Raw genomic sequence first — 23,771 nt, 5'->3', positions numbered from 1 at the left:
TCGGCGCTCAGGGCTTGTAAGTGGCCTTGATGTTTACGGTGGCACGGATGTCCGTTACGCGGCTGTCTCTCGAGCGGGCTTCGCGTACGTGAATTTCCTGCGAGCGTTCAACAACCCGTTCTTCGTCCGGCTTATCCTGCTTTTTCTTGGCTTCGGCCAGGGTTTCCTGCTTGCTTTTGCGGCCCTGAGCGATATCACGCACAGGTTGCTGAGCTTCGAGGGCGGCCGCTTCACCGGCTGCGGTCGGGCCCATAGCGCCTTCTACCACTTCGGCATCCATTTCGGTATTCAGCAGTTTCGGCAGCGGGAAGCTCTTGGAGGTGCTGCGGTTGTACCAGGAGCGGCCAACGTACTCGCTGTTGACCGGATTGCGTTTAGCTTCCGCAACGGCATCCTCAAGATCAGAGGAATAGTAAGACTCATTCACCGGTGCCGCCTGTGTGTGGGCAGCAGCCAGTGGCAGAAGGATGCAGGCGATGATAAAACAGGATCTTTCCATGAGTTGACCCCTTTTGTTTTTGTTATTTTTTGTAAGTATGTCATCATAGCAAGCTGAGTTTTTTATGTACACTGGTGAGCCGGTTTTGCACTGTAAATTTTGCCGGGCAGGGACCCTGGCTGACGATGCAGCAAAGCAGGCGCTTTATGTCGCCGGGTACAGCTTTTACCCAATACGGGCAGGAAAATAATAATGATAAAAATCGTCTCGCTTGGTCTTTCTTCCGTGCTGCTGTCGTTGCTGCTGGGCGGATGTACCATCCATCAATCCATTGGTGACAGTTTCGGCTCCTACGTATCCGAGCCGGATGGACAGCCTTTTAAAGCCGTCGGCTATCGCTGGGATTATGAAAATACAGCCCTCATTTACGTTTATCGTCCGGCTACCCAGTGGTCGATGGATGAGCTGGAAACTCCGAGCTTTAATGTGAATGATGAGCGCCTGTTCAATATTAAGGGCGGCGGTTACACCTGGTATGAAATGGAGCCGGGGGAATACGATGTCATCATCCGCCGCGGTCTGCTCGGGCTTGAAGGTGTTGGCGACTTTGTAATTAAACGGGTGGCGCAGCTCAGACTCGATGTTAAGCCCGGTAAAGTGTATTACCTGCGTTATTCTGAGATAGACCCGCCAACCGTTGAGCCGGATCTGGAAGATATCCCTCTCGGGGATGGACCATTACAGCTGGTGGCGCCAAGTATTGCTCTGGCAGAGTTGCCGGTAACTAAAATGATTCATCATGGTCGTGATCGTCTTAAACCACGTCCGGTGGCAGAAGATGAAATGGCTGAGCAGGTCTTCGGTGGCAGCGCTGATGCCGATAGCGAAGAGGTGAGCGATGAATCCGGCGCCAAAGCCAAGCCTAGAACTAAAGCCGAGGAGTGGTGGCCGTTCTAGACCGGCAGTAGTTGGGGTACAATAGGCCGACTGTAACGCCCACCGACGTGGGCGTTTTTACACCCGCGAGCCTATGAGAGAGAACCCGTCATGACTGTGATCAAGCAAGAAGACCTGATCCAGAGCGTCGCTGATGCACTGCAGTACATCTCGTACTATCACCCGAAAGACTTCATTGATGCCGTGCATGCGGCTTATGAGCGCGAAGAGTCCAAGGCTGCGAAAGACGCCATGGCGCAGATTCTGATCAACTCCCGTATGTGTGCCATGGGCCACCGTCCGATCTGTCAGGATACCGGTATTGTTACCGTGTTCCTGACCATTGGTATGGACGTGAAGTTCGAAGGCGACATGAGTGTTGAGGATATGTGTAACGAAGGCGTACGCCGCGCTTACACCCATCCTGACAACGTGCTGCGCGCCTCTGTGCTGGCTGATCCGGATGGCAAACGTGCCAACACCAAAGACAACACGCCGGCCATCATCCACATGAAACTGGTTCCGGGTAACACCGTGGACGTGCATGTGGCAGCCAAAGGCGGCGGCTCTGAAGCCAAATCCAAGTTCGCCATGCTGAACCCGTCTGACTCCATCGTTGATTGGGTGCTGGAACAGGTGCCTAAAATGGGTGCTGGCTGGTGTCCGCCGGGTATGCTGGGCATTGGTATCGGTGGTACCGCTGAAAAAGCCATGATGCTGGCTAAAGAAGCACTGCTGGAGCCAATCAACATTCAGGAACTGCAGGCTCGTGGTGCACAGAACCGCGCCGAAGAACTGCGTCTGGAACTGTTCGAAAAAGTGAACAAACTGGGCATTGGTGCACAGGGTCTGGGTGGTCTGACCACTGTACTGGACATCAAAGTGGCTGATTACCCGACTCACGCGGCAAACAAGCCGGTGGCGATTATTCCTAACTGTGCCGCAACCCGTCACACTCACTTTGTGCTGGATGGTTCCGGCCCGGCGGTTCTCAAAGCGCCGAAAGTGGAAGACTGGCCACAGATCACCTGGGAAGTGGGTGATTCTGTACGCCGTGTGAATCTGGACACCATCACTCCGGAAGACGTAAAAGACTGGAAAACCGGTGAAACCGTCCTGCTGTCCGGCAAGATGCTGACCGGCCGTGATGCGGCGCATAAGCGTATGGTCGATATGATCGCTAAAGGTGAAGAGCTGCCGGTCGATCTGAAAGGCCGCTTTATCTATTACGTGGGCCCGGTTGATCCGGTACGCGAAGAAGTGGTTGGTCCGGCTGGCCCGACGACTGCGACCCGTATGGATAAGTTCACCCGTACCGTGCTGGAAAAAACCGGCCTGCTGGGCATGATCGGTAAATCTGAGCGTGGCGACATCGCCATTGAGGCCATTAAAGATAACGAAGCTGTGTATCTGATGGCCGTTGGTGGCGCTGCTTATCTGGTATCTCAGGCAATCAAAGGCGCTAAGGTTGTTGGCTTTGATGATCTGGGCATGGAAGCGATCTACGAATTTGAAGTCGAAGATATGCCGGTAACCGTGGCCGTGGATACCAAAGGTGAGTCGGTACATAAGACCGGCCCGCAAACCTGGTACGCCAAGATTAACGCAACCGAAGTCTGATCGCAGGCGCATAAGCGTTAAACCGCGATACATAAAAAAGGAGCTCCGGCTCCTTTTTTTGTGCCTGTCGTAAAGCCATCGTATGAATGACATTGGCGCAGAAAAGACTCTGCAAAGCCGGATTTTCCCGCTAATGTGAATATTCTGCCCGGGGAGATGGATGATGACTGACGACCGTATAGATGACACGCAATTGCAGAGCTGGCTGGCGGAGCATCCGCACTGGCAGTTAACCCAGGTTGCCGGTGTGCCGGCATTGCTGCGCAGCATAACGCTGAACAATTTCAGCGCAGCCCTGCATCTGGCTAATAATATTGCTGTGCATGCCGAGCAGCAGGATCATCATCCACAGCTGACTTTAAGCTGGGGGAGGCTGGAGGTGTTGTGGTGGAGTCACGACGTACAGGGAATTTCCGCCCGGGATTTGCGTCTGGCGGTGCAGACAGATCGTGAAGTTGCGGAAATGCTGCGCCGTTAGTCTCTGAACTGAGTCTGATTGTACGAACAAAAACGATTTAATGTTTTTCTGTCGCTTTTTCGAGAATAAATCGCCAGAAAAAAGGCAGATTTTCACTGTTTTAAAAGTTCTGCAAATGAAGGAAACAGAGAGGCTGGATATCTGCGCCCGTCTGCGGTATTTGCCGTAAAAAAATTGGCGAATCAGTAAAGGTATTAAAGTGCTGATTGTTTAACTCATGTTAAGTAAACGGAATAAGTGCTGGCGAAAACTTCAGTTTCTGAAATATGAACTAAGCTGGAGGGAGAAAAATCAGGACTCCTGACGAAAGGATATTGAATGAACTCCCCGACGCTATTCCAACAGCTATCGCTGATTATCAGCCTGCTGTTACTGCCCTCTCTGGCCTGTGCCGATAACAAAACCGAGCTGCCACTGAGTTCACCGGCCCCCTCTTTATATACCGGTTTCGGGCAATTGCTGGATGATGATAAAACGCTGGTTCTGGAAGAACTTATCGATCTGGACAGCAATATCCGCCGTGTTGCCCTTTATCATAATGGTGATCGTCTCCATCGTCAGATTCCCAAGCAGGTGCATCTGATGATTGAAAATAAACTGATGCACCGGATTATGGATAGCGGACGCTTTGAGGTTATTCAGTGTATTGAGTGCCGGACTACACAGGTAGCGATGCGTGCCGATAAGCTGGAAATATCCCACGCAGCAGAATCCAATCAGGCTCTCCGGGCTCTGGCCAAACACGTGCGCGCGGATGCTTTTATTTTCTGGAATGCTTCAGTACACGAAGACAAATTTACCATCAACCTGCGCATGGTTGACGGCCGGAATAATCAGCTGTTGTGGCTTAAGGAATATTCGAAGATAACGACCCGTGAACAGGAAGAGCAGGGATTCGATGCGGTTAACTATGAATTAACAGTGGGTGCCTGGGGGATTGATGGCAGCCGGAAAAACCTGACAGATGGCAGCTCTGAAGAAGTTAATGGCGTAACTGTATTTGGTCTGCGCCGGCGTGAAACCACCAGTATTGATGACAGTCTGGAATATACTCTGGCGATTGAATATTTCCGAAATTTCTCCGGTACCGATTTATTTAACGTATCAGGAATAAATCTCGAGGGCCGGATTATTGCCGATATTCCAAGTATGGATGAGCTGATCGATACCCGGGTGTATCTGGGCATGGGGCAGGCCTTCTTCAATGACAGCAACTCCCTTATCTTCCGCTTTGGATTTGAATTCCCGTTTTTCAGTGATGGCTTTATGGATTTTGGCGTCACCTACCTGCCAGAAGTCGATGCCCGCTGGGATAAAAAAGACGGTTATGAAGAGGTTGGGAAATTCGGCGGTTCAAGTTATGACCTGACGCTGGGGGTACGTTTCTGATGATGAAATTCTGCGTAAAATGCCAGGTACGCATGATGTTCCGGTTGTTAAGCCTGAGTGTTTTTATCTTGCCTGCCGCCTGTAGCTATCAGCGTACTAATGAAGTGGTTAAAGGTTATGGTAATTCCGGCTGGGTATCTGAAACAGAGGTTGTAGAAGAAGAAATCCAGAAACAATCTGAAATCGCTGAGCAAGCCAAAAAACAGCATGGCCTGATGCATATTCACCGTTATGGTGATGGTTACGATGTGTTGCTGACTTTGGATGCCGGTGACAGTGACGTGAAATTCGTCATGGATCTGCCGGGTAAGACGGTTCAGCCAGAAGCAGAAATACCTCAGGAGGCCGACGAAGACATAACCGAAATGCTGGATGATAAGACGGCTGAAGAAATTCATGAAAATCTGAATGAGAATGCTCAGCAGCAGGAAAAAAACAAAAATCAGAGGGTTGAAAATACCACTAAGCACATTCTCAATGCCCAGTCATTATTCTATAAAAAACAATATTGGCAGGCTTTGGATGAAACCAATGCAGCACTCGATAATTTACCGGATTCCGCTCAGGCGCATGCATTAAAAGGCAGTATCTATTACAAGATGGGCCTGTTGCCGGAAGCCCGTTCCAGCTGGGAGCAGGCGCTTAAACTTGATCCCAGTCTTGATCAGGTCAAGGCCAGCCTTGACCGGCTGAAGCAGTAGGAGTTGCTGATGAGAATTCTTACTGTCTTACTTTGCTTTGTCTCTCTTCTGGTTGTTGCAGAAGAGCAGGCTTATGAAGTGCCTGTTAAAAAAGATGATCTGGAAGAGGCGCGCTTTAAGAATGAAATGGAAGCGCGTCTGGCACGGGATATCAAATCTTACCTGGGCGATAACCGCTTTATTATTCAGGTCGAAGCAACACTGCAAAAGACCCGAACTATGGTGAAAAGCAATGAGCCGGCATCGCCTGGGTCTGCTTTACCTAAGCCTCCTGTGCGTCAGCCAGTCGCGGAAATCCGTCCACGTACGATCAAAACCTTTGATGACAATGAGCTGGAAGCATTGCCAGGCCTTCCGGTTAATGAGCTTCCGCTTTTGAAAGAAAACGAGCAGGAAATTCAGGCGCTGCAGAATAAAGTGCAACAGCTGGAGCGTGAGCGTACCGATGTGCTCAATTATGCCGACCAGCTGAAACAGGAAGCCGAAACCAAAATTCAGACCATTCGTGAGAAAACACTGGGCTTTCGCAACAGCATCAAGAAAATGACCATCACTCTGGTTGTGGACCGTACCCTGAATGATGAACAGGTTGAATTCCTGCGTAACCTGATTACCCGCAAGTCCCAGCTGGATGAATTACGTGGCGATACGCTGAATATTGTCCGTACCGAATTTAAACGTCTGGAGAATGAAAAACCTGTTGTGCTCAGTATCTGGGATGAATACGCGCTGTGGTTCTGGCTTGCTTCACTTTTACTGGTATTGCTGGTGATTGGTTTCGGGATGCGTGCGTTAGGCCGCCGGATGATTCCTGCAGTAAGTGCTCCTTTAACTGCAAGTTCCGATACCGGTTATAGCGATAATCGTGCCGTGGTTGCACAGGAAAATGACCAGCAGGTTGAACTGAAACGGCAGGTTAATGAAGTGCGTCAGGCGCTGGTTTCATCCGGATTGTCTCAGCCACAGTTATTCCAGCAGCTGGTGCAACAGGGACTGCAGCGACAGCAGTATTCTGAAGCAGCGGCAATGCTTGAAGTGATGGGTAAGCCGTTATTGCGCAGCCTTGTTCCCGCATTAACCGGTACCGAGTGGCAGGAGCTGGAGCAGCAGCGCAGCGAAACTGACTGGAGCAATGAGATGTTGCTGCAATCACTCAGTGCTTTCCAGCAGCGTCTTCAGCAGGGCTTAGCTGATAACTCGGCGGGTAATTCACCGTTTTCGTTTCTGGAGAAACTCAATGATTCACAGGTGCTGTATCTGATTAAAGATGAGGATACCCGCATCAAAGCTCTGGTTATGTCGCAGCTCCCGGCTGAACGGGCTGCTGATATTATTCAGCGCATGAAAGAAAAAGATCAGGCGGCGGTGGCTTATGAACTCGGCCAGTTCGATACGCTCCCTGTCTCTGCTTTCCGCGACGTGGCGGACCGTCTGGCACAGGCGTCACTGTCGGTGCCAACGTTCGAGAATATCAGTGCCGATGGCCTGTCGGTACTGATACGTATGCTGGATAACATGAACAGTGCTGAAGAAACCCGCTTACTGAAAACCTTAAAAGGTGAAAAGCCGGAAACCTATTATCGACTGCGTCAGGTCTATTTTACCTTTGCCGATATGGCCCGCGCTCCGGAGCGGGTACTGGCGAATGAGCTGCGTGATATAGATCGCGGTGTTCTGGCCGCTGCCTTATGTCATACATCAACGGAATTTAAACGCCATGTGCTGGCAGCCTTGCCTGCTAAATTGCGCGCAGCCGTTATTGCAGAGCTTAAAACAACCGAAGCAGATATTGCTCAGGAAACGGTAGAAGCCGGACGCAAACAGGTTGTACAGAAAATGCGTGATGTACTGAAAGCCGGACGTTTCTCTATGGAAGAGCTGGCGCCTATTGCTAAACAGTCGCAGGGGCAGGAATAAATGATGTTTTCATTCAGCACCCTGATCGGCTTTTGCGCCGGTATCAGCCTGTTTGCATTTGCCATCGTCAGCAGTACGGATCATCACCAGATATTTATGAGTCTTTCCAGTCTGGCGCTGGTACTGGGCAGTACGTTAGCGGCCTCACTGATCAGCTACAGCAGCGGTGATGTTCTGATTGCTATGCGTAGTATGGTGCAGACTTTTTTTCATACTCCGACATCGCAAAAGCATTTGCGCACACTGGTTAGCCGCTTTGTTGACTGGAGCAACCTGTATCGTCAGGGTGGTATCAGTGCCCTTGAGCAGAGTCTGAATAAAGAAGAAAGTAAAGACGAATACCTGTGTCATGCGATGGAGCTGATTGGTTCGGGTTATAAAAACCACGAAATCCGCATAATGCTGAGTGATGCCATGGATGCCACTTGGCAGCGGCATACGCTGGAATCCAAGGTGCTGAATACCATGGCAACCTACGCTCCGGGTTTTGGTATGGTCGGCACGATTATTGGTCTGATTATCATGCTGGATAACCTGAACGGTGATATGGCCGGGTTAGGTCAGGGGCTGGCGCTGGCATTAATTACCACGCTTTATGGTGTGGTACTGGCGAATTTATTTTTTAAACCGGCAGCCAATCAGGTTACGGAAAAACAGGAAGCACTTTATTACCGCCATCAGCTGATTACCGAAGGTTTCGTTATGCTGGCGGAAAAGCGTGATGCCTTGTTTATTCAGGACAGGCTGAATGCCTTTCTTAAACCATCGGTTCGTCTGCAGCTTGCCGATGAAGAACTCTGAGCTGATATACCCGGAGGCATGCCGTGGATGATGCGTTAAAGCGTCGTGGCCTGCGCCGTCGCCGGCCTAATTTTGACGATTCCTCCAGTTCCTGGCTTATCACTTATTCTGATGCCATTACGCTGCTGCTGGCTTTTTTTGTGATGATTCTGTCGGTCTCTGATATCGATCAGGGCAAAGTAGAAGCGCTGCAGGAAGGATTGTCGACGGTAATGACAGATCGACAGCAAACAACGCCCTTTACCGATATTAAAAAAGCGCTGGATGATTATATCGAGCAGAATGGCCTGCAGGATCAGTTGTCGGTGGTCCTTGATCAGCGAGGGGTTAAAGTGGAGTTTGCCAACGTTGCACTCTATGACTCCGGCTCCGCCGATTTAAAAGCCGATGCAGTTCCCCTGTTGGAAAAGGTATCCGCGATTATCCGCGATACCAGCCACGAAACACATATGATTGAAGTGGAAGGTCACACTGATGATATTCCCATTGCCAATGAGCAATTTCCCTCCAACTGGGAATTATCAGCAGCCAGAGCGACCCATGTGGTTAAATATCTGATGAGTCAGGGCGTTGCCAAGGAACGTCTTAAGGCGTCAGGCTTTGCTGACAGCAGACCGAAAGAAGTGGATCAGGCCCAGACAATTGAACAGCAGCGTGCTGCTAATCGTCGTGTGGTGGTCCAGGTACGGCGTTACTGATTGCTGTCATGAAATCGTCTTATATCTGTCATAAAAGTGCACGCTTACTGTCATTTTTCTCTACTAGCTTAACGCCCCAGGAAATAACTCCTGATCATATAGTCTTAGAGAGAGATGACGATGGAACTTTTTCAGAAAAAGCGTCTTTTGCAGGCGATGGTTATTGCTACGGCCGCGAGCCTGGCAGCCTGTGGTGGTGATGATGGTTCTAATGGTGACACCGGGGCTGATGGCGTAAACGGCAGCCCGGCCTTTATGAAGTTTGTAGGCGTTGCCGCACCGGCCACCGATGCCGAAAAGCGTGAAATTACAGTTTCACAAGCCATTGTAAACGGCAAAATTTATGCCGGTGAATATAACGTACTGGCACGCTCAGGTGATGTTATTTCTGGCGTTGCATTTGGTCAGCTGGTCAATAAAGCGGGTACTGTTCTGACTGAAGACGATGGTTCAGTCCGTATTTCTGATTCCAACGAATTTACTTCTCTGCTGCCAATTGGCAATAAACTGTATTCTGTTTCTCAGTTTGAAGATCGCCCTGGTGCCATGTTCCTGATGGAGCTGAATCAGGATAAAGACAACGGCAAGCTGAGCGTTGCTAACTTAACTCAGATTGATCAATCAGGCATTGATGGTGGCTGGGTTCACTGTGCCGGTTCTGTTACTCCATGGACTACTCATCTGGCGTCAGAGGAATATGAACCGGATGCTAAAAAACAGCCAACCAGTGCTGAAGCTGCTCTGAGCAGTTATTCTGCTTCTATGCTCGACTACTATGCTGAAGCGAGCGAATGGAACCCATACTTCTACGGCTGGAATATTGAAGTAACTGTTGCGGAAAATGCTGCTGTTACTACTGAAAAACATTATGCAATGGGGCGTCTGGCATACGAACTGGCTTATGTAATGCCTGATTCAAAAACAACCTATATGACTGATGATGGTACTAACGTTGGTCTGTATATGTTTGTGGCTGATACCGCCGGTGATCTGAGTGCTGGTACTACTTACGCTGCTAAATGGAACCAGACAGATTCTACCGGTATTGGTGCAGCTGATCTGACCTGGATCAGTCTGGGTCATGCTACCAATGCTGAAATCAGCGATTATGTGCACGGTACCAATGGTAAAACCAAGGTTACCTTTAACGACATCTTTGATTCAGAAGATCCGGTTGGCAATGCGTGTAGCGCAGGATTTACGTCGATCAATGCCAATGGTGTTGGCCAGGAGTGTCTGAAAGTTAAAGCCGGTATGGAAAAAGTAGCTTCGCGTCTGGAAACCCGTCGCTATGCAGCCATGTTGGGTGCAACCACTGAATTCCGTAAAGAAGAAGGGATTACCTACGACAGCAAGCGTCACAAAATGTACGTAGGTATGTCCAACGTTACTAAAGGCATGCTGGCTGGTACTTCCGGTGATGTCGGTGGCCCGGATCATATTCAGCTGGATGAAGAAAACAAATGTGGCGCGGTCTATCAGATGGACCTTGGTCCTGACTCTGCAATCGGCTCCAATTACGTGGCTCACAACATGTATGGCCTGGTCGCCGGACGTCCGGTCAGTATTGCTGACCCACAGGTTGCTGGTTTTGAAGCCAAAAACAGCTGCCATATTGATGGCATCGCCGAGCCGGATAACGTTACCTATATCTCAGGTTATGACATGCTGATCATCGGTGAAGATGCAGGTACTACACACCAGAATGATGCTTTGTGGGCTTATGATTTTGCTTCAGAGAAAAAACTGACCCGCATTCTGACCACCCCGTATGGCTCAGAAACCACCTCTCCATACTGGTATCCGAACATCAATGGCTGGTCTTATCTGACGACAGTTGTTCAGCATCCATATGTTGAGACAGACGACGATAAAGATACCGGTTCAGGTGAAGCCCGTGCTTACACCGGTTACGTTGGGCCTTTCCCGGCTGTAAACGTACAGTAATATTTGATATTTAACATCAGGGGCAGCTACGGCTGCCCTTTTTTGTTTCTGGTAGGTTTATGAAAACACACTCATTGTTGTTGGTTGGCGGGTTTACCCTGTTTTTATCTGGTTGTTTTACATCGTCTGATGGTGAGCGATCAATGATGTCGGCGGATGATTCCGCTGCGGCTAATAAAACCAACCCGGTTGCCACTGGCTATACCTTCGGCACACTGGTTGATCTTACTGCTGATGCTACGGATAATCCTGTGGCTTACATTCCGCCACAATGTTATACCGACCCGGTTTCTGAACAGGGAGTTCAGAATCCTTGTTATGCGTGTCATACCGAAAGTAAACGACCGAATTATCTTAATGATACCGATGTTCAGGTCGGCTATAACTTCCCTGAAACAGGGCTGAAAAACAACTGGGATAATCTGTTTAAAGATCGCACAGACGATATTGCTAACGTTTCAGATCAGGAGATTATTAATTACGTCAGAGAAGATAACTACTTCTCTGATAATGGCGGTATTATCCTGGCTGCCAAACTGAACAACCTGCCAAAAGAATGGGACCGTAATAAAAACGGCCGTTGGGATGGTTATATCCCTGATGCATATTTTTCTTTTGATGAACAGGGTTTTGATGTCTCGCCGGCAGGTGAATATACCGGCTGGCGAGTATTTGCCTATTACCCGTTTCTGGGAACTTTTATGCCAACGAACGGTTCGACGGATGATGTGATGATCCGGCTTCCGGAAGCTTTTCGCCGTAATAAAGACGGAGAATTTGATCTGCTGGCTTACAGAATTAACTTTGCCATTGTCGAATCACTGATAAAGGAAAAAGATATTCCGATCGAAAAAACTGACGAAACGTTATATGGCGTTGATCTGGATAAAAATGGAACCTTGTCTAAGGCGACATACATTAAGTATGACTGGGCGCCAAAAGAAAACCGTATGATGAGTTATGTTGGTCAGGCTAAGGAGCTTCTGGAGCAGGGTGACATTCATCTGGCAGCACGCTTATACCCTGAAGGTACTGAGTTTCTTCATACTGTACGCTACCTGGACGTTAACAATGGCAAAGTTGTCATGGCCAGACGCATGAAAGAAGTGCGTTACTCCAGAAAGAACTCCTGGAGAAACTACTATCAGTTACGCAGTATTGTTAATGATGAAATTAAAGAACGTCACGACTTTCCATGGCGTACTAAAGTTGCTCTGGGAAATATGGAGTCCGGATTAACGGTTGCTCAGGGATGGACATATCAGGGTTTTATTGAGGATGATGCCGGTCAGTTACGTCCTCAGACCTACGAAGAAACGTATTTCTGTACCGGATGTCACGGTTATATCGGCGCATCGAATGACACTACTATTTCATTTTTCCGTAAGTTTGATCATGGAAGTTTCCGCAATGGCTGGTATCACTGGCTGGAAAAAGGACTCGAAGGTGTCGCTGATCCCATGCGTGAGGATGGGCGCGGCGAGTATGCTTATTATCTTGAGCAAAACCCAAGCGGTAATGAATTCCGTGATAATAAAGAAGTCCTGAATAAGTTCTTTAATGACGACCGAAGCCCTAAGTTACAGGAATTTGAAAAACTGTCTGAGAATATCGGTCACTTGCTTTTGCCGGAGCCAGAACGTGCCCTGATGCTTAATAAGGCTTATCAGGTGGTCGTCAAAGAGCAAAGTTATAAGTTGGGCCGGGATGCCATTGTTAAACCGGTAAAAACAGTACATAAATCGGTTGAGGTTGAACAGAATACGGGTATCAAAGAGATTCTCAGCTACTATTGATAATAAAAGAAGCGGCTGATCATCAGCCGCTTTTTTCTTTCAGCGGGCCACGATTTCGTAGCACGGGGTATATTCGCCGCTGATTTTCATCCGTCCATGTTTTACCATCGCGGTTAACAGCACATCCATCCCTTCCAAAATGCTTTTATCTCCCTGTATCTGATACGGCCCATGCTCCTGTACACGGGTTATGCCCACTTCTTTCACGTTACCGGCGACAATACCGGAAAATGCCCGGCGCAGATTAGCAGCCAGTTCATGGCCGGGCAGTGATTTGCTCAGACACAGGTTGCTCATGGCTTCATGGGTCGGATCAAACGGCAGCTGAAAATCTTCAGCAATGGTCAGAGCCCAGTTGAAAAAATAAGCATCGTTACTGGATTGACGATATTGTTCAACCTCTGCAATACCCGCCTTCATTGCCCGCGCTACCGCTTCTGCATCCTGAATAATAATCTGATAACGCTGCTGCGCCTGAGCACCAAGTGCCGTACCAATAAAGCGGTCAATGGCACGCAGATAATCTTCTGTTTCTTTGGGGCCGGTAATGACAATCGGAAACGGAATCTGCTGATTATCCGGATGTGATAATACCCCCAGTAAGTACAGGATTTCCTCTGCGGTTCCGGGGCCGCCGGGAAATATTACAATGCCATGGGCAAGACGGATAAAGGCTTCAAGGCGTTTTTCAATGTCCGGCAGAATTACCAGTTCATTGACGATCGGGTTCGGGGCTTCGGTCGCAATAATGCCCGGTTCAGTAATGCCGATATAGCGACCATCACGGTTGTGCTGCTTGGCATGACCGATCGCACAACCCTTCATTGGCCCCTTCATTGCGCCCGGACCGCAACCGGTACCGACATCGAGACCACGCAATCCCAGCTGGTAGCCTACATCTTTTGTGTACTGATATTCATTGCGCGGGATGGAGTGTCCTCCCCAGCAGATGGCCAGATTCGGTAGTCGGTCCGGTTTAAGCACATTGGCATTACGCAGCAGGTGGAAAACGGCATTGGTAATGTCTTCACCGTTATTCAGATCAAAGCGGTGTGCTTTAAGAATCGATTCCTGCGCATAGAGTACATCGCGCAGAACGGAGAATAGTTGTTCGCGCACGCCGCGGATAATTTCGCCATCAACAAAGGCACTCTGTGGCGGGTTTTTCAGGCTGAGAACAATGCCGCGGTCTTCCTGCTGGACCTGGATGTTAAAGTTTCGGAATTCTTCTTTAAGTTCCAGATAGTTGTCTGACTGACTGCCCGCGCTGAGTACGGCATAGCAGCAGCGCCGTACCAGTTCATGAATTTCGCTTCCGACTTCCCGTAATTGCTGTATTTCGTAGCGTGATAAAACGCGCAGATGGGTTTTAGGGTGAATCAGTTCATAGTGTTTTGTCATGCTGTCTCCTTACCTCCGCCTGATATCTACGCCCAGAGTTCCATTGGGCCGTAATGGCGGAGTAATTTCAGAATATCGGTGCGGGTAATAATGCCGCAAAGGATTTGATTATCATCGATAACGGGCAGTGCGCCGATGTTATATTCAAAAAGAATGTTACTTGTCTGGCGGATATCCGTGTTTTTCATCACACAGATAACCGGATGAATGGCATAGTCCAGAATATTATTTTCCCAGATGTCGCCGAGACTGGTTGAGTGAGTATTCTGTTGCATCAGGGCAAGCATCAGGTCGCGGTCAGAAACAATGGCCTGCACTTTATTGTCTTTGTCTACGACTGGCAGGTGATGGTAACCAGTGTCTGCAAGTTTGTTCCAGGCATCCTGAACATTCTTATCGGGCGTGAGGGTTGCCACCGGTGTATTCATAATGTCGGCTGCAAAGGCGATGGATTCCGGTGTTTTTTGCGGATGAGCGTAATGCTCCAGAACCAGCTGAGCCTGGCGCTCGGCAGGAGACTGAGCATCCCCCGGCTTAATCTTTTGCACTGCCGATGAAGCGGCAGTTGCTTTTATCCGGTTTTTATCCGGCCGCAAAGGGGTTTCAACCCGGATGCCCATATCGAATACGATTAATGACATTACTTTTGACCGTGATCCCTGATACCTATCTGCAATATAGCAGTGCGTCTGTTGTTCTGTCAGCCTGCAGCTGGTGCGTATTCATTTTCTGTTGCACTTTCATGGTGCCGGCCAGAAGGCTTAAGCAGGCTGCCGCCCTGTTTTCTGCACCTTTTACCGCACAGTGATTGGCACAGGCTTTGCTGATCAGTGTATGTGGAAATAACGCGTAACGCTGATTGCGGATACGCTGAACCTGAGCAGCAGGCGGTAATGTTATGAAGTGGATGATGTGGGTCGTTTTAAGCAGTCTCAGTATTCCTGCTTTGGCAGGAGAGACCGCAGCGCAAGGCAGTATTGATACCCTGTGGGTCGTAATGGCGGCAGCTCTGGTTTTTTTTATGCAGGCAGGTTTTGCGCTGCTTGAAAGTGGAATGTCACGGGCTAAAAATGCCGTCAATGTGATGATGAAAAACTACATGGATGTTTGCCTTGGAAGTCTTATTTTCTGGCTGGTTGGCTATGGGTTGATGTTTGGCGAGAACTTTACCGGTTTTTTTGGTGCCAGTCATTTTGCACTTTTTAATACATCATCAGAAAGCCAATCCTGGGATTATACCGTGCTGTTATTCCAGATTATGTTTGCCGCAACTGCAGTTACTATCTGTAGCGGGGCTATGGCAGAGCGGACAAAATACGATGCCTATCTGATCGCAACCTGTGTAATTACTGCATTTATTTATCCGGTATTTGGCAGCTGGGTATGGGGTGGCATGTACGGTGGTTCAGGCTGGCTGGCTGAGCTGGGTTTTATTGATTTTGCCGGATCGACCGTTGTTCATTCCGTGGGGGCCTGGTGCGCATTGGCAGGCATTATCGTGCTGGGAGCACGTACCGGACGTTTTGATCGCACCACCGGTGCTGCGCGGAGTATTCCGGGCCATAATCTTTCGCTGGTTGCTTTGGGTGGTTTTATTCTGTGGCTGGGTTGGTTCGGCTTTAATGGTGGCAGTACGCTGGCAGCCAGTCCGGAAATCGGCCTGATTGTACTTAATACTCAGTTAGCTGCAGCGGCTGGTGCAACGGGAGCCTTGCTGTTCAGTCGTATAACCAGACGTCCGGTGCTGTTAACTTCAACAATTAATGGCAGCATTGCCGGCCTGGTTGGTATTACGGCAGGCTGTGCATCAATGACACCTGAGTTTGCTGCACTTACTGGTCTTATTGCCGGAGCAATCTCTGTCTATGGTGCTGGCTGGCTTGAACGGCGGGGACTGGATGATGTGGTCGGGGCCATACCGGTTCATGGTTTTGCCGGTGCCTGGGGAACCCTGGCTGCCGGACTTTTCCTGAAAGATAATATGTTTGATTTATCGCAGATTGCCGTTCAGCTGGTTGGTATTTTCTCGGCCTTTTTCTGGGCGTTTCCACTATCGCTTATTCTGTTTTTCCTGATTGATCGTGTGATCGGGTTGCGCGCCAGTACTCAGCATGAACAACAGGGGCTTGATTTTACCGAGCATGATGAAGTGGGTTATCCGGAGTTTCATCAGAACGTTACTTATCATCGTGAATTATGAGTAGCTGCGCATGACTATGACGATTGAACAGAAAAGACGGGCTGTATTTACTGTGCTTAATGCCACTCTGGAAGGCGATGGTTTATGGCGGGCAATGTGGCGCTGGCAAAATAATTATGCCCAAAAGTCTCAGTTTGAATTAAACGGATTTTTATCCGACTGCCGCGATATACCTGAGGTGGCTGAAAACCGGGCAAACTTATACCGGCAGCTGATCGGGGTTCTGATGGATGGTAGTGCCCAGCTACAGCCTGATCCTATGGAAGACATGCTGAAATTTCAGTCAGATCAGGCGCAGAGTAACAGTCTGGATAGAATGGAATTGTTTCAGCAGCAGGACTGGACGCAAGTCTACGATGTCGTACTGACAACCTTGTTCGGGCAACTGCGTTCGGATACTGCGCGGGTTGTTAAGCGTTATGCGATGGAACAGTCTCTGCGGCATAGCATTTCGCAGGATCTGGCTTATGCCTTTAATTTGTGGGGGGATGAACGGCATCCGCTGAATCTCAGCGCAGTGGGCCTGACTGACTTAAAACGTCTGCTGAATTTTATTTATATTGGTGTTTGTGAATGTCTGGGGCCGGTCGACGCCGACCGGATTCTGAGTCAGAGTATTCGTTCAGCGGCAGAGAGTAACTCTGATCCGGCAACCGATCCGCGCCAGCTTCTGGAAAAATAATGCAATCTGATCAGCTGGCAGCAATGCTGCTCAGCTGATCGAGCATGTTATGGGTGTAACGCATGACCAGAAAGGGTACCAGCTTGGCTTCGGTGTCGGTGGCGGATTTTTCGACAAACAACCACTGGCTGCGGATGCGGCGTAGCGCAGCCTGCCCCTTTGTGCCAAGAGTTTTACTGTCAATGCTGTCAAGACCACGGGCAAATTGCTGGCAGAGCTGGTCGATATCCTGATTGTTGCTGAGTGGGGCACCCATTGAAGAGGCTGCACGCTCCAGATAACGTTCAGTAATTCCCAGCAGCAGCCGTTTCTGGCTGCGGGTCCAGCCTTCAATCGCAGATACTGAGAACTCGCCGCTCTGGCGCAGGGCATCGCCGATTTTTTCCAGTTCACTGATCATGGCATTGGAAGCATCACGCATCATGGCCACGACCTGCAGCTCCGGGAAGTCATTCACTTCAATTTCATGAATATTCTGCTGCATCAGGGTCCGGAATTTCTGCCAGTGGCTGTCGATATTTTGCTGGGGGTTACTGCCGTTGTTCAGCTGAATATTCTGCAGCTCATTACTGACGCTTAGTTGCTGCTCGTTAACCAGCAGCAGGTGACGGTTCAGCTCGTTCAGCAGCTGTTGATTACCTTCATCAGCCTGCAGGTGGTAATAGCGCAGCAGCAGGGTTTTGACGCCGACACTGAGATCGAAAACATTCTGTTCCAGAGAATTACTGCTGGCCTGTGCTGAAAAGCCGACAAACAGGGTGAGAATCAGGGATCTAAGGAGTAACATAGGCGTCTCTCCGATACTTATTATTGTTTTTTAGTTGGCTTCAGTTGATCACTTCCCCCGCGCAGGTGCAATAGCCTTTCGGGCCAGAGTGGCAGCTGTATGAGCCAGTAGTGGATTTCTATGGAACGAGTATACCGATTAACGATTTCCTGCCCGGACCGGGTGGGCATTGTGGCTAAAGTAGGCCAGTTCTTTTCCGGACACGGTGGCTGGATTGTTGAGGCAAACCATTATTCTGACCCGGTTACCGGGCGCTTTTTTATGCGTCACTGTATCCGTGCCGATTCGCTGCCCTTTGATCTGGCAACACTGAAAGCAGAGTTTGCACCGATTGCCGAAGAGTTCGATATGGACTGGCAGGTAAACGACTCCGGTGCGCCGAAGAAAGTGATCCTGATGGCGAGTAAAGAAAGCCACTGTCTGGTGGATCTGCTGCACCGCTGGCACAGCAAAGAGCTGATCTGCGATATCCCCTGCGTTATTTCCAACCACGATACTCTGCGTTCGCTGGTTGAGTGGCACGGTATCCCGTTCTTCCATGTGCCGGTTGATCCGGCAAACAAGGCTGAGCACTTTGCCCGGGTTAACGCCATCGTCGAAGAGCATAAGGCCGATACCATTGTGCTTGCGCGCTATATGCAGATTATTCCGCCGGAACTCTGTGAGCGTTACCACGGCCAGGTAATCAATATTCACCACAGCTTCCTGCCATCTTTCGTTGGTGCCAAGCCTTACCATCAGGCAGCAGAGCGGGGCGTGAAGCTGATTGGTGCGACCTGTCACTATGTAACCTCAGAGCTGGATGCCGGCCCGATTATTGATCAGGACGTGATCCGCATCAGCCATAACGATACCGTGGAAGATATGGTGCGTCTGGGTAAGGATGTAGAGAAGATGGTGCTGGCGCGCGGTGTGCGCAGCCATCTGGAAGACCGGGTGTTGCTGCATGGTAACAAGACCATCGTCTTCTGAGCTATCTGCGTTGGCATAGCTTTGTTAAAAACAGGCCAAAGAATACTCACTTAGCATTTGTAAGCTCCGTTTCTTTGGCCTGTTTTTGCCGCGCTCTGCCGGCCTCGATAACGCTCAGTTATTGATACTCCGTTAAGAGCAATGGAAGCCTGTTCGAAATGCTCAATTACTTCAGTAAACTCCGCTTTCTCAAAGATTTTCGCCTTGTGCTGGCTGCCTTGCCAACGCTTCAGTCTTCCGACATCCGACATCCGACATCCGACATCCGACATCCGACATCCGACATCCGACATCCGACATCCGACATCCGACATCGACATCCTCTCGACGTTCGGCTCAAAAAAAAGGGAGATACCTCGCGGTATCTCCCTTTTTTATTGCGTCAGGCGCAAGCCATAACGCTATGGTGATTACACCAGTTCGATAGCAACCGCTGTCGCTTCACCGCCACCGATACACAGTGCGGCAACACCTTTCTTACCACCGGTGTTTTTCAGTGCGTTCATCAGAGTAACGATCAGACGTGAACCGGTAGAGCCAACCGGGTGGCCCTGAGCACAGGCGCCGCCGTAGATGTTCACTTTATTGATATCCAGCTTCAGTTCATCGATAGGCATCATGGCAACCATGGCGAAGGCTTCGTTGATCTCAAACAGATCCACGTCGTCTTTGCTCCAGCCGGCTTTGGCCAGTACTTTCTCAATTGCGCCAACTGGTGCAACGGTGAACTCAGACGGATGCTGAGACTGGGTGCTGTGGGCAACGATGCGTGCCAGCGGCGTTACGCCTTTGGCTGCGGCTGCAGATTCGCTCATCAGCACCAGAGCAGAGGCACCGTCTGAAATAGAAGAAGCATTAGCGGCGGTGATGGTACCGTCTTTGGCGAAGGCCGGACGCAGAGTCGGGATTTTCTCGATGTTGGCATTGAATGGCTGTTCATCCTGCTCAACAACGGTTTCACCTTTACGGCTGGTAACAGTAACCGGCACGATTTCGGCGCTGTTCAGGCCTTTTTCAATCGCGTCTTTGGCGCGGGTCAGAGACATAATGGCGTAAGCATCCATCTGCTCGCGGGTATAGCCTTTTTTGGAAGCCATTTCCTGTGCGAAAGCGCCCATCAGTTTGCCGGTTTCAGCATCCTGCAGGCCGTCCAGGAACATGTGATCCTGCGGTGCGTTGCCTGCACCCATACGGAAGCCGGTACGCACGCCTTCCAGTACGTAAGGCGCGTTCGACATGGATTCCATACCACCGGCAACGGCGATCTCAACGGAACCAGCCTTGATGGCATCGTGCGCCATCATGGTGGCTTTCATACCAGAACCACAGAGTTTGTTGATGGTGGTCGCGCCAGTGGCATCAGCCAGACCAGCCTTACGCATTGCCTGACGGGCCGGACCCTGCTTCAGACCTGCTGGCAGCACGTTACCCATGATAACTTCCTGCACGTCGGCGGCATCAATGCCAGCGCGTTTAACTGCTTCAGCAATCGCCAGGGCGCCCAGATCGGTTGCGCTGACACTGGCCAGACTGCCCTGAAAACCGCCCATTGGGGTGCGGGCGCCGGCTACGATAACCACGGAATCTTGATTTGACATGTGCTGCTCCTGAGTCAGATATCTTGAAATCGGCCGCCATTCTAGTGGAACGGGGCGCTTTTTAACAATTAAGACGCCTCTGGATAAGTGCTGGTCACTATTTGCCTGGCATGATTTCTGTGCTGTTTGCCTGATCAGCGGTTATGCATGGATCTTGTGCAGGATGCCGGGGTGTTGATCACGACAGAGTTGCGGCAGTTGTGCGTATGCGACCAAGGTGGTGTTACGTACTGATACAAAATGAGGAAGGGATTAGTAAGGAATCATACTTTTGAGTGATGAGGGTGCAAGGCGGCCAGATTATAGTCATGGGCATCTCTTTGGGGGTATGGATACACTCAAACCCTGAAAGTGCACCAATAACCATAAAAAAACAGACAGGTAGCAATATGGTGAAGAAGACCCTTCTCAGTCTGGCCATCGCAGCCACGACCGCAGGCCTCGCCGGCTGTAATATCAGTAGTGTTGAAAAACACAATAACGAGGTAGATTCCACGCCGGTTGATGCCGGTAAGCCAGGGGTTGCCCCGGCACGAGTGGCGCCTATTTTCTCTGCGGGTAACAGTGATCTTCCGGTAAACATCGACCTGCTTTTTGCAAAAGCTGGTGAGACTGATGGTACTGCTCAGGTGACTGATTCAACCCCACCTGTGACAACCATGATCAACGATCTGGCAGGCTTTTCTTCAACCGCGACAATCGACCTGCCTTTTAACGCTGCGCTGGATCCAACCAGTGTTGTTGCGGGACAGACAGTTCTCTTGATTAAGATGGCGAATAACGCCGACGATTCTCTTATCGATGCGCTTGATATCCAAAGCAGTGTTGATGCGGCACCAAATGGCAGTCCGTTTTCTCCTGCTCAGCCGGTTAATGGTGTGGATTACACTGTTGATTATGTAGAAATGGATAATGGTGCGTCGCCAACTATCCGTATTTCTCCGCTTAAGCCTCTGGATGCAAAATCTAAGTATCTGGTTGCTCTGACTGATGGCCTGAAAGGCGAAGATGGTCAGGCTGTAACGCCATCTGCAGAATATGAACTGCTGCGCGGCAACCTTGAGCTGCCATCTTCTGCTCTGGAACCTGTGCGTGGCGCAATTCAGGGCTGGGAAACACTCGCTGGTATCATGTTGAGTGCGAAGACCAGTGGCGCTGCGACTCAGAAAAATATCATTCTGACTTATGCGTTCACTACCGATGCTAAAGCCGATGTTCTGATGTCCATGGCAGCGCCAGAGAACTACATCTTTGGTTTGCTGGCTAATACAGCTGGTATGGAGTCTCTGCTGCCTGAAGCCAGTGTTAGCGCTCTGGTTGCCGGTTCGGCTCAGGCAATCAATGCAATGAATGCGGGCACAGAAAACTGGGTCAATCTTGATCCTGATGACGCTGAGGACCGTATTGTTATCCGTCGCAATGCTGTTTACAAAACACTGGTCTCAAATACCCTGGCTAAAGCGATTATCGCCGGTGGTGCTGCAGGTCAGCTGGCTGTAAATCCGGGCAAAGATACTGTTATCCTGAACTGGAATAACAATAACCCTGAGAAGCAAATCTCCAGTACCGATCCGCTTGCGTGGACTTCAACGGATAAAGATTATATTGCTCAGGCATTGGGTCAATATAGTGACGCTACTGATAACGCAACGCTGGTTGCAACGGCGGCGAATGGCGCTGGTGCACTGCTGAAAGCGGCTTCACATCGTCCGGCTCCGCGCGCTTTCCTGCCAATCGGCACCGACCCTAACCTGGATGGTGACTTTAGTGATGGTTCGGTGGTTGCTGTACCAAATGCTGCACTTAGCTTGCCAGTAAGCACCGCTTCTATGCAGGGACAGCTTTCCCTGCCACAGTTTATGGCTAAGAAATCGGATGATGCCTCGTCTTTCTGGACAGCTTCAACAGATGTTGGCGGTGTAATTGATGCTGCACTTGGCAATGCCGCCGGCACAACACCTCCTGAAGATGATGATGGCAGCCTGAACGTTACTTATCGCTTCCCGTTTGCTCAGCATGTTGAGGATGTGAAGGTTCCTGTTCTGGTTACTTATCCAACGGATGCGGGCTGCGTTAAACCAGGTAATGGCTGGAAAACCATTATCTTCCAGCATGGCATTACAACAGACCGCACCAGCTCATTAGGTTTTGCTAATCAGATGGCTGCACCTTCTGCAGGTTGTTATGCAACGGTAGCAATTGACCATCCTGTTCATGGTGTAGATGCGTCGACCACCGATCGCAATAACACCCCGACACGTTACAAGGCATTTAATGGCTTTAACGTAGCTGGCTACGTTGATGCTGGTGATCCAACTAAAACTCCATTTGCAGCCACCCTCGCTGGTGTTGCGCAGGCCGCAGGCGCTCTTGATCCATATGCCGGCCTGGCTGAACGTCATGAAAACCTGGCATTAAATGCTGCACAGCAGCCGGTTCCTATGAGTTTTGTTGAAGGCTCAGAGTCAGGTAATTCTGGTGATTTCTTTATCAATCTTACCAATATGCAGCAGACCCGCGATCATCTGCGTCAGTCGGTGATGGATCTGCTTAACCTGAATGCTTCGATTGAAAATATCGATGTTGATGGTGACGGTGTTGGTGATCTGGATGAAACCAATCTGTACTTTGTTGGCCACTCGCTGGGTGCTATTGCCGGTATGACTTATGTCGCGGTGAACAATGCAGTGGCGGGTAATGCCAATATCGTGGATAAAGATATCAATCCGATTAAAGCGGCTATCTTTGCCCATCCGGGTGGTCAGCTGCCTAAGTTGCTGGAAAACTCTCCGACCTTCTCTGCCAAAATCCTGCCAGGCCTTGCTGCTGCAGCCGGTCTGACACAGGGTATGAGTGATCTGGAGAAATTCTTCGGTGTGTTCCAGGCTCCACTGGATTCCGTTGATCCGGTGAACTTTACCTCTCTGCTGAAAGCAACCGGTACACCGGTGCTGATGTATGAGATTGCCGGTGGCGGTCTTGTCGACGCGCTTGATAGTAATACTGACAGCGGTGACATGATTCCGGATACCGGTCTTTCGGATGCACTGATAGGTTTTGGTACATATCCTTCAGACACTGTGGTTCCGAATAATGCGAATCCGGCACTGAATAACGTTGAAACCGGTAAGTCTTATCTGACAGGTACAGATCCGCTGATCTCACTGCTGGGTCTGACAACAGTTACTGCCACTGTTCCGGATACCGACGAAAAACAATTGCTGGTCAGTAAGTTCAGTCAGGGTACCCACGGCACCATTGCTTCTGCTGATGCACCAACAGTGTTTGCAGAGATGGTTAAGCAGGCTGCTTCCTTCTTCGGAACAGATGGTGAAGCGCTGGTTGTGACCGATGATACCAAGTTAGCCACTGATAACTGATTGACGAAGCCCCCGGCCAGCCGGGGGTC

The 23,771-nt window shown here is 50.0% G+C and carries 19 protein-coding genes; 14 read left to right on the top strand and 5 right to left on the bottom strand.

Annotated features, from left to right (window positions below; all coding sequences use genetic code 11):
* Positions 1-7 precede the first annotated feature (7 nt).
* Positions 8-499, bottom strand: a complete 492-nt coding sequence (locus HUF19_RS14520) for a hypothetical protein (protein ID WP_260997290.1) — start codon at positions 497-499, stop codon at positions 8-10.
* A gap of 192 nt (positions 500-691) precedes the next feature.
* Here HUF19_RS14520 and HUF19_RS14515 point away from each other — a divergent pair, with 192 nt between their 5' ends.
* The 10 genes from HUF19_RS14515 to HUF19_RS14470 all read left to right on the top strand — a co-directional run bounded on the left by HUF19_RS14515 (position 692) and on the right by HUF19_RS14470 (position 12,722).
* Positions 692-1,396, top strand: a complete 705-nt coding sequence (locus tag HUF19_RS14515) for a DUF2846 domain-containing protein (protein WP_260997289.1) — start codon at positions 692-694, stop codon at positions 1,394-1,396.
* A gap of 90 nt (positions 1,397-1,486) precedes the next feature.
* The gene (locus HUF19_RS14510; protein WP_145466391.1) at positions 1,487-2,995 is read left to right on the top strand and encodes a fumarate hydratase; all 1,509 of its coding nucleotides are present in this window, start codon (positions 1,487-1,489) and stop codon (positions 2,993-2,995) included.
* Between the two features lie 160 nt (positions 2,996-3,155).
* Positions 3,156-3,473, top strand: a complete 318-nt coding sequence (locus HUF19_RS14505) for a 4a-hydroxytetrahydrobiopterin dehydratase (RefSeq protein ID WP_260997288.1) — start codon at positions 3,156-3,158, stop codon at positions 3,471-3,473.
* Positions 3,474-3,791: 318 nt separating this feature from the next.
* Positions 3,792-4,862 (top strand): hypothetical protein, encoded by a 1,071-nt coding sequence (locus tag HUF19_RS14500; protein WP_260997287.1) that lies wholly within the window; start codon positions 3,792-3,794, stop codon positions 4,860-4,862.
* Positions 4,862-5,563 carry a tetratricopeptide repeat protein gene (locus HUF19_RS14495; protein WP_260997286.1) on the top strand — a complete coding sequence of 234 codons (702 nt, stop codon included), beginning with the start codon at positions 4,862-4,864 and terminating at the stop codon, positions 5,561-5,563. Before HUF19_RS14500 ends, HUF19_RS14495 begins: the two co-directional genes overlap by 1 nt.
* Before the next feature lie 9 nt (positions 5,564-5,572).
* Positions 5,573-7,480, top strand: coding sequence for a FliG C-terminal domain-containing protein (locus HUF19_RS14490; RefSeq protein ID WP_260997285.1), 1,908 nt, complete (start codon positions 5,573-5,575; stop codon positions 7,478-7,480).
* Entirely contained in the window at positions 7,481-8,281 is an 801-nt protein-coding gene (locus tag HUF19_RS14485; protein WP_260997284.1) for a motility protein A, read from the top strand.
* 23 nt (positions 8,282-8,304) lie between these two features.
* On the top strand, positions 8,305-8,979 hold the full coding sequence (locus tag HUF19_RS14480) for an OmpA/MotB family protein (protein ID WP_260997283.1): 675 nt from the start codon (positions 8,305-8,307) through the stop codon (positions 8,977-8,979).
* A 120-nt stretch (positions 8,980-9,099) separates the two neighbouring features.
* A complete protein-coding gene (locus tag HUF19_RS14475) occupies positions 9,100-10,926 on the top strand; it encodes a PhoX family protein (protein ID WP_260997282.1) in 1,827 nt (608 codons plus the stop codon).
* A gap of 74 nt (positions 10,927-11,000) precedes the next feature.
* Positions 11,001-12,722, top strand: a complete 1,722-nt coding sequence (locus HUF19_RS14470; protein WP_260997281.1) for an Aq_1262 family (lipo)protein — start codon at positions 11,001-11,003, stop codon at positions 12,720-12,722.
* A gap of 39 nt (positions 12,723-12,761) precedes the next feature.
* Here the strand turns inward: HUF19_RS14470 and ppnN are convergent, their stop codons facing one another.
* Together ppnN and HUF19_RS14460 are read right to left on the bottom strand one after the other, a co-directional pair.
* A complete protein-coding gene (gene ppnN, locus HUF19_RS14465; RefSeq protein WP_260997280.1) occupies positions 12,762-14,123 on the bottom strand; it encodes a nucleotide 5'-monophosphate nucleosidase PpnN in 1,362 nt (453 codons plus the stop codon).
* 26 nt (positions 14,124-14,149) lie between these two features.
* Positions 14,150-14,764: a CBS domain-containing protein gene (locus HUF19_RS14460; protein ID WP_260997279.1), complete on the bottom strand. Its 615-nt coding sequence runs from the start codon at positions 14,762-14,764 to the stop codon at positions 14,150-14,152.
* A 257-nt stretch (positions 14,765-15,021) separates the two neighbouring features.
* Between HUF19_RS14460 and HUF19_RS14455 the strand changes: the two genes are divergently transcribed.
* Both HUF19_RS14455 and HUF19_RS14450 read left to right on the top strand, forming a co-directional pair.
* Complete coding sequence (locus HUF19_RS14455) at positions 15,022-16,323, top strand: ammonium transporter (protein WP_260997278.1); 1,302 nt, start codon at positions 15,022-15,024, stop codon at positions 16,321-16,323.
* Between the two features lie 10 nt (positions 16,324-16,333).
* Positions 16,334-17,005 carry a hypothetical protein gene (locus HUF19_RS14450; RefSeq protein ID WP_260997277.1) on the top strand — a complete coding sequence of 224 codons (672 nt, stop codon included), beginning with the start codon at positions 16,334-16,336 and terminating at the stop codon, positions 17,003-17,005.
* A gap of 10 nt (positions 17,006-17,015) precedes the next feature.
* Here HUF19_RS14450 and HUF19_RS14445 read toward each other — a convergent pair whose 3' ends face one another.
* The gene (locus HUF19_RS14445) at positions 17,016-17,792 is read right to left on the bottom strand and encodes a hypothetical protein (protein WP_260997276.1); all 777 of its coding nucleotides are present in this window, start codon (positions 17,790-17,792) and stop codon (positions 17,016-17,018) included.
* A gap of 120 nt (positions 17,793-17,912) precedes the next feature.
* Between HUF19_RS14445 and purU the strand changes: the two genes are divergently transcribed.
* Positions 17,913-18,764 (top strand): formyltetrahydrofolate deformylase, encoded by an 852-nt coding sequence (purU, locus tag HUF19_RS14440; RefSeq protein ID WP_260997275.1) that lies wholly within the window; start codon positions 17,913-17,915, stop codon positions 18,762-18,764.
* Between the two features lie 410 nt (positions 18,765-19,174).
* Here purU and HUF19_RS14435 read toward each other — a convergent pair whose 3' ends face one another.
* Positions 19,175-20,362, bottom strand: coding sequence for a thiolase family protein (locus HUF19_RS14435; protein WP_260997274.1), 1,188 nt, complete (start codon positions 20,360-20,362; stop codon positions 19,175-19,177).
* A gap of 389 nt (positions 20,363-20,751) precedes the next feature.
* On the opposite strand from HUF19_RS14435, the gene HUF19_RS14430 reads away from it, so the two are divergent.
* The gene (locus HUF19_RS14430) at positions 20,752-23,742 is read left to right on the top strand and encodes a hypothetical protein (RefSeq protein ID WP_260997273.1); all 2,991 of its coding nucleotides are present in this window, start codon (positions 20,752-20,754) and stop codon (positions 23,740-23,742) included.
* The last annotated feature ends 29 nt before the right edge of the window (positions 23,743-23,771 follow it).

The sequence above is a fragment of the Thalassolituus hydrocarboniclasticus genome (genome assembly GCF_025345565.1).
Lineage (GTDB): Bacteria > Pseudomonadota > Gammaproteobacteria > Pseudomonadales > Oceanobacteraceae > Venatoribacter > Venatoribacter hydrocarboniclasticus.
Note: the sequence above shows the minus strand (reverse complement) of the source record. Positions and strands in the feature narration are given on the sequence as shown.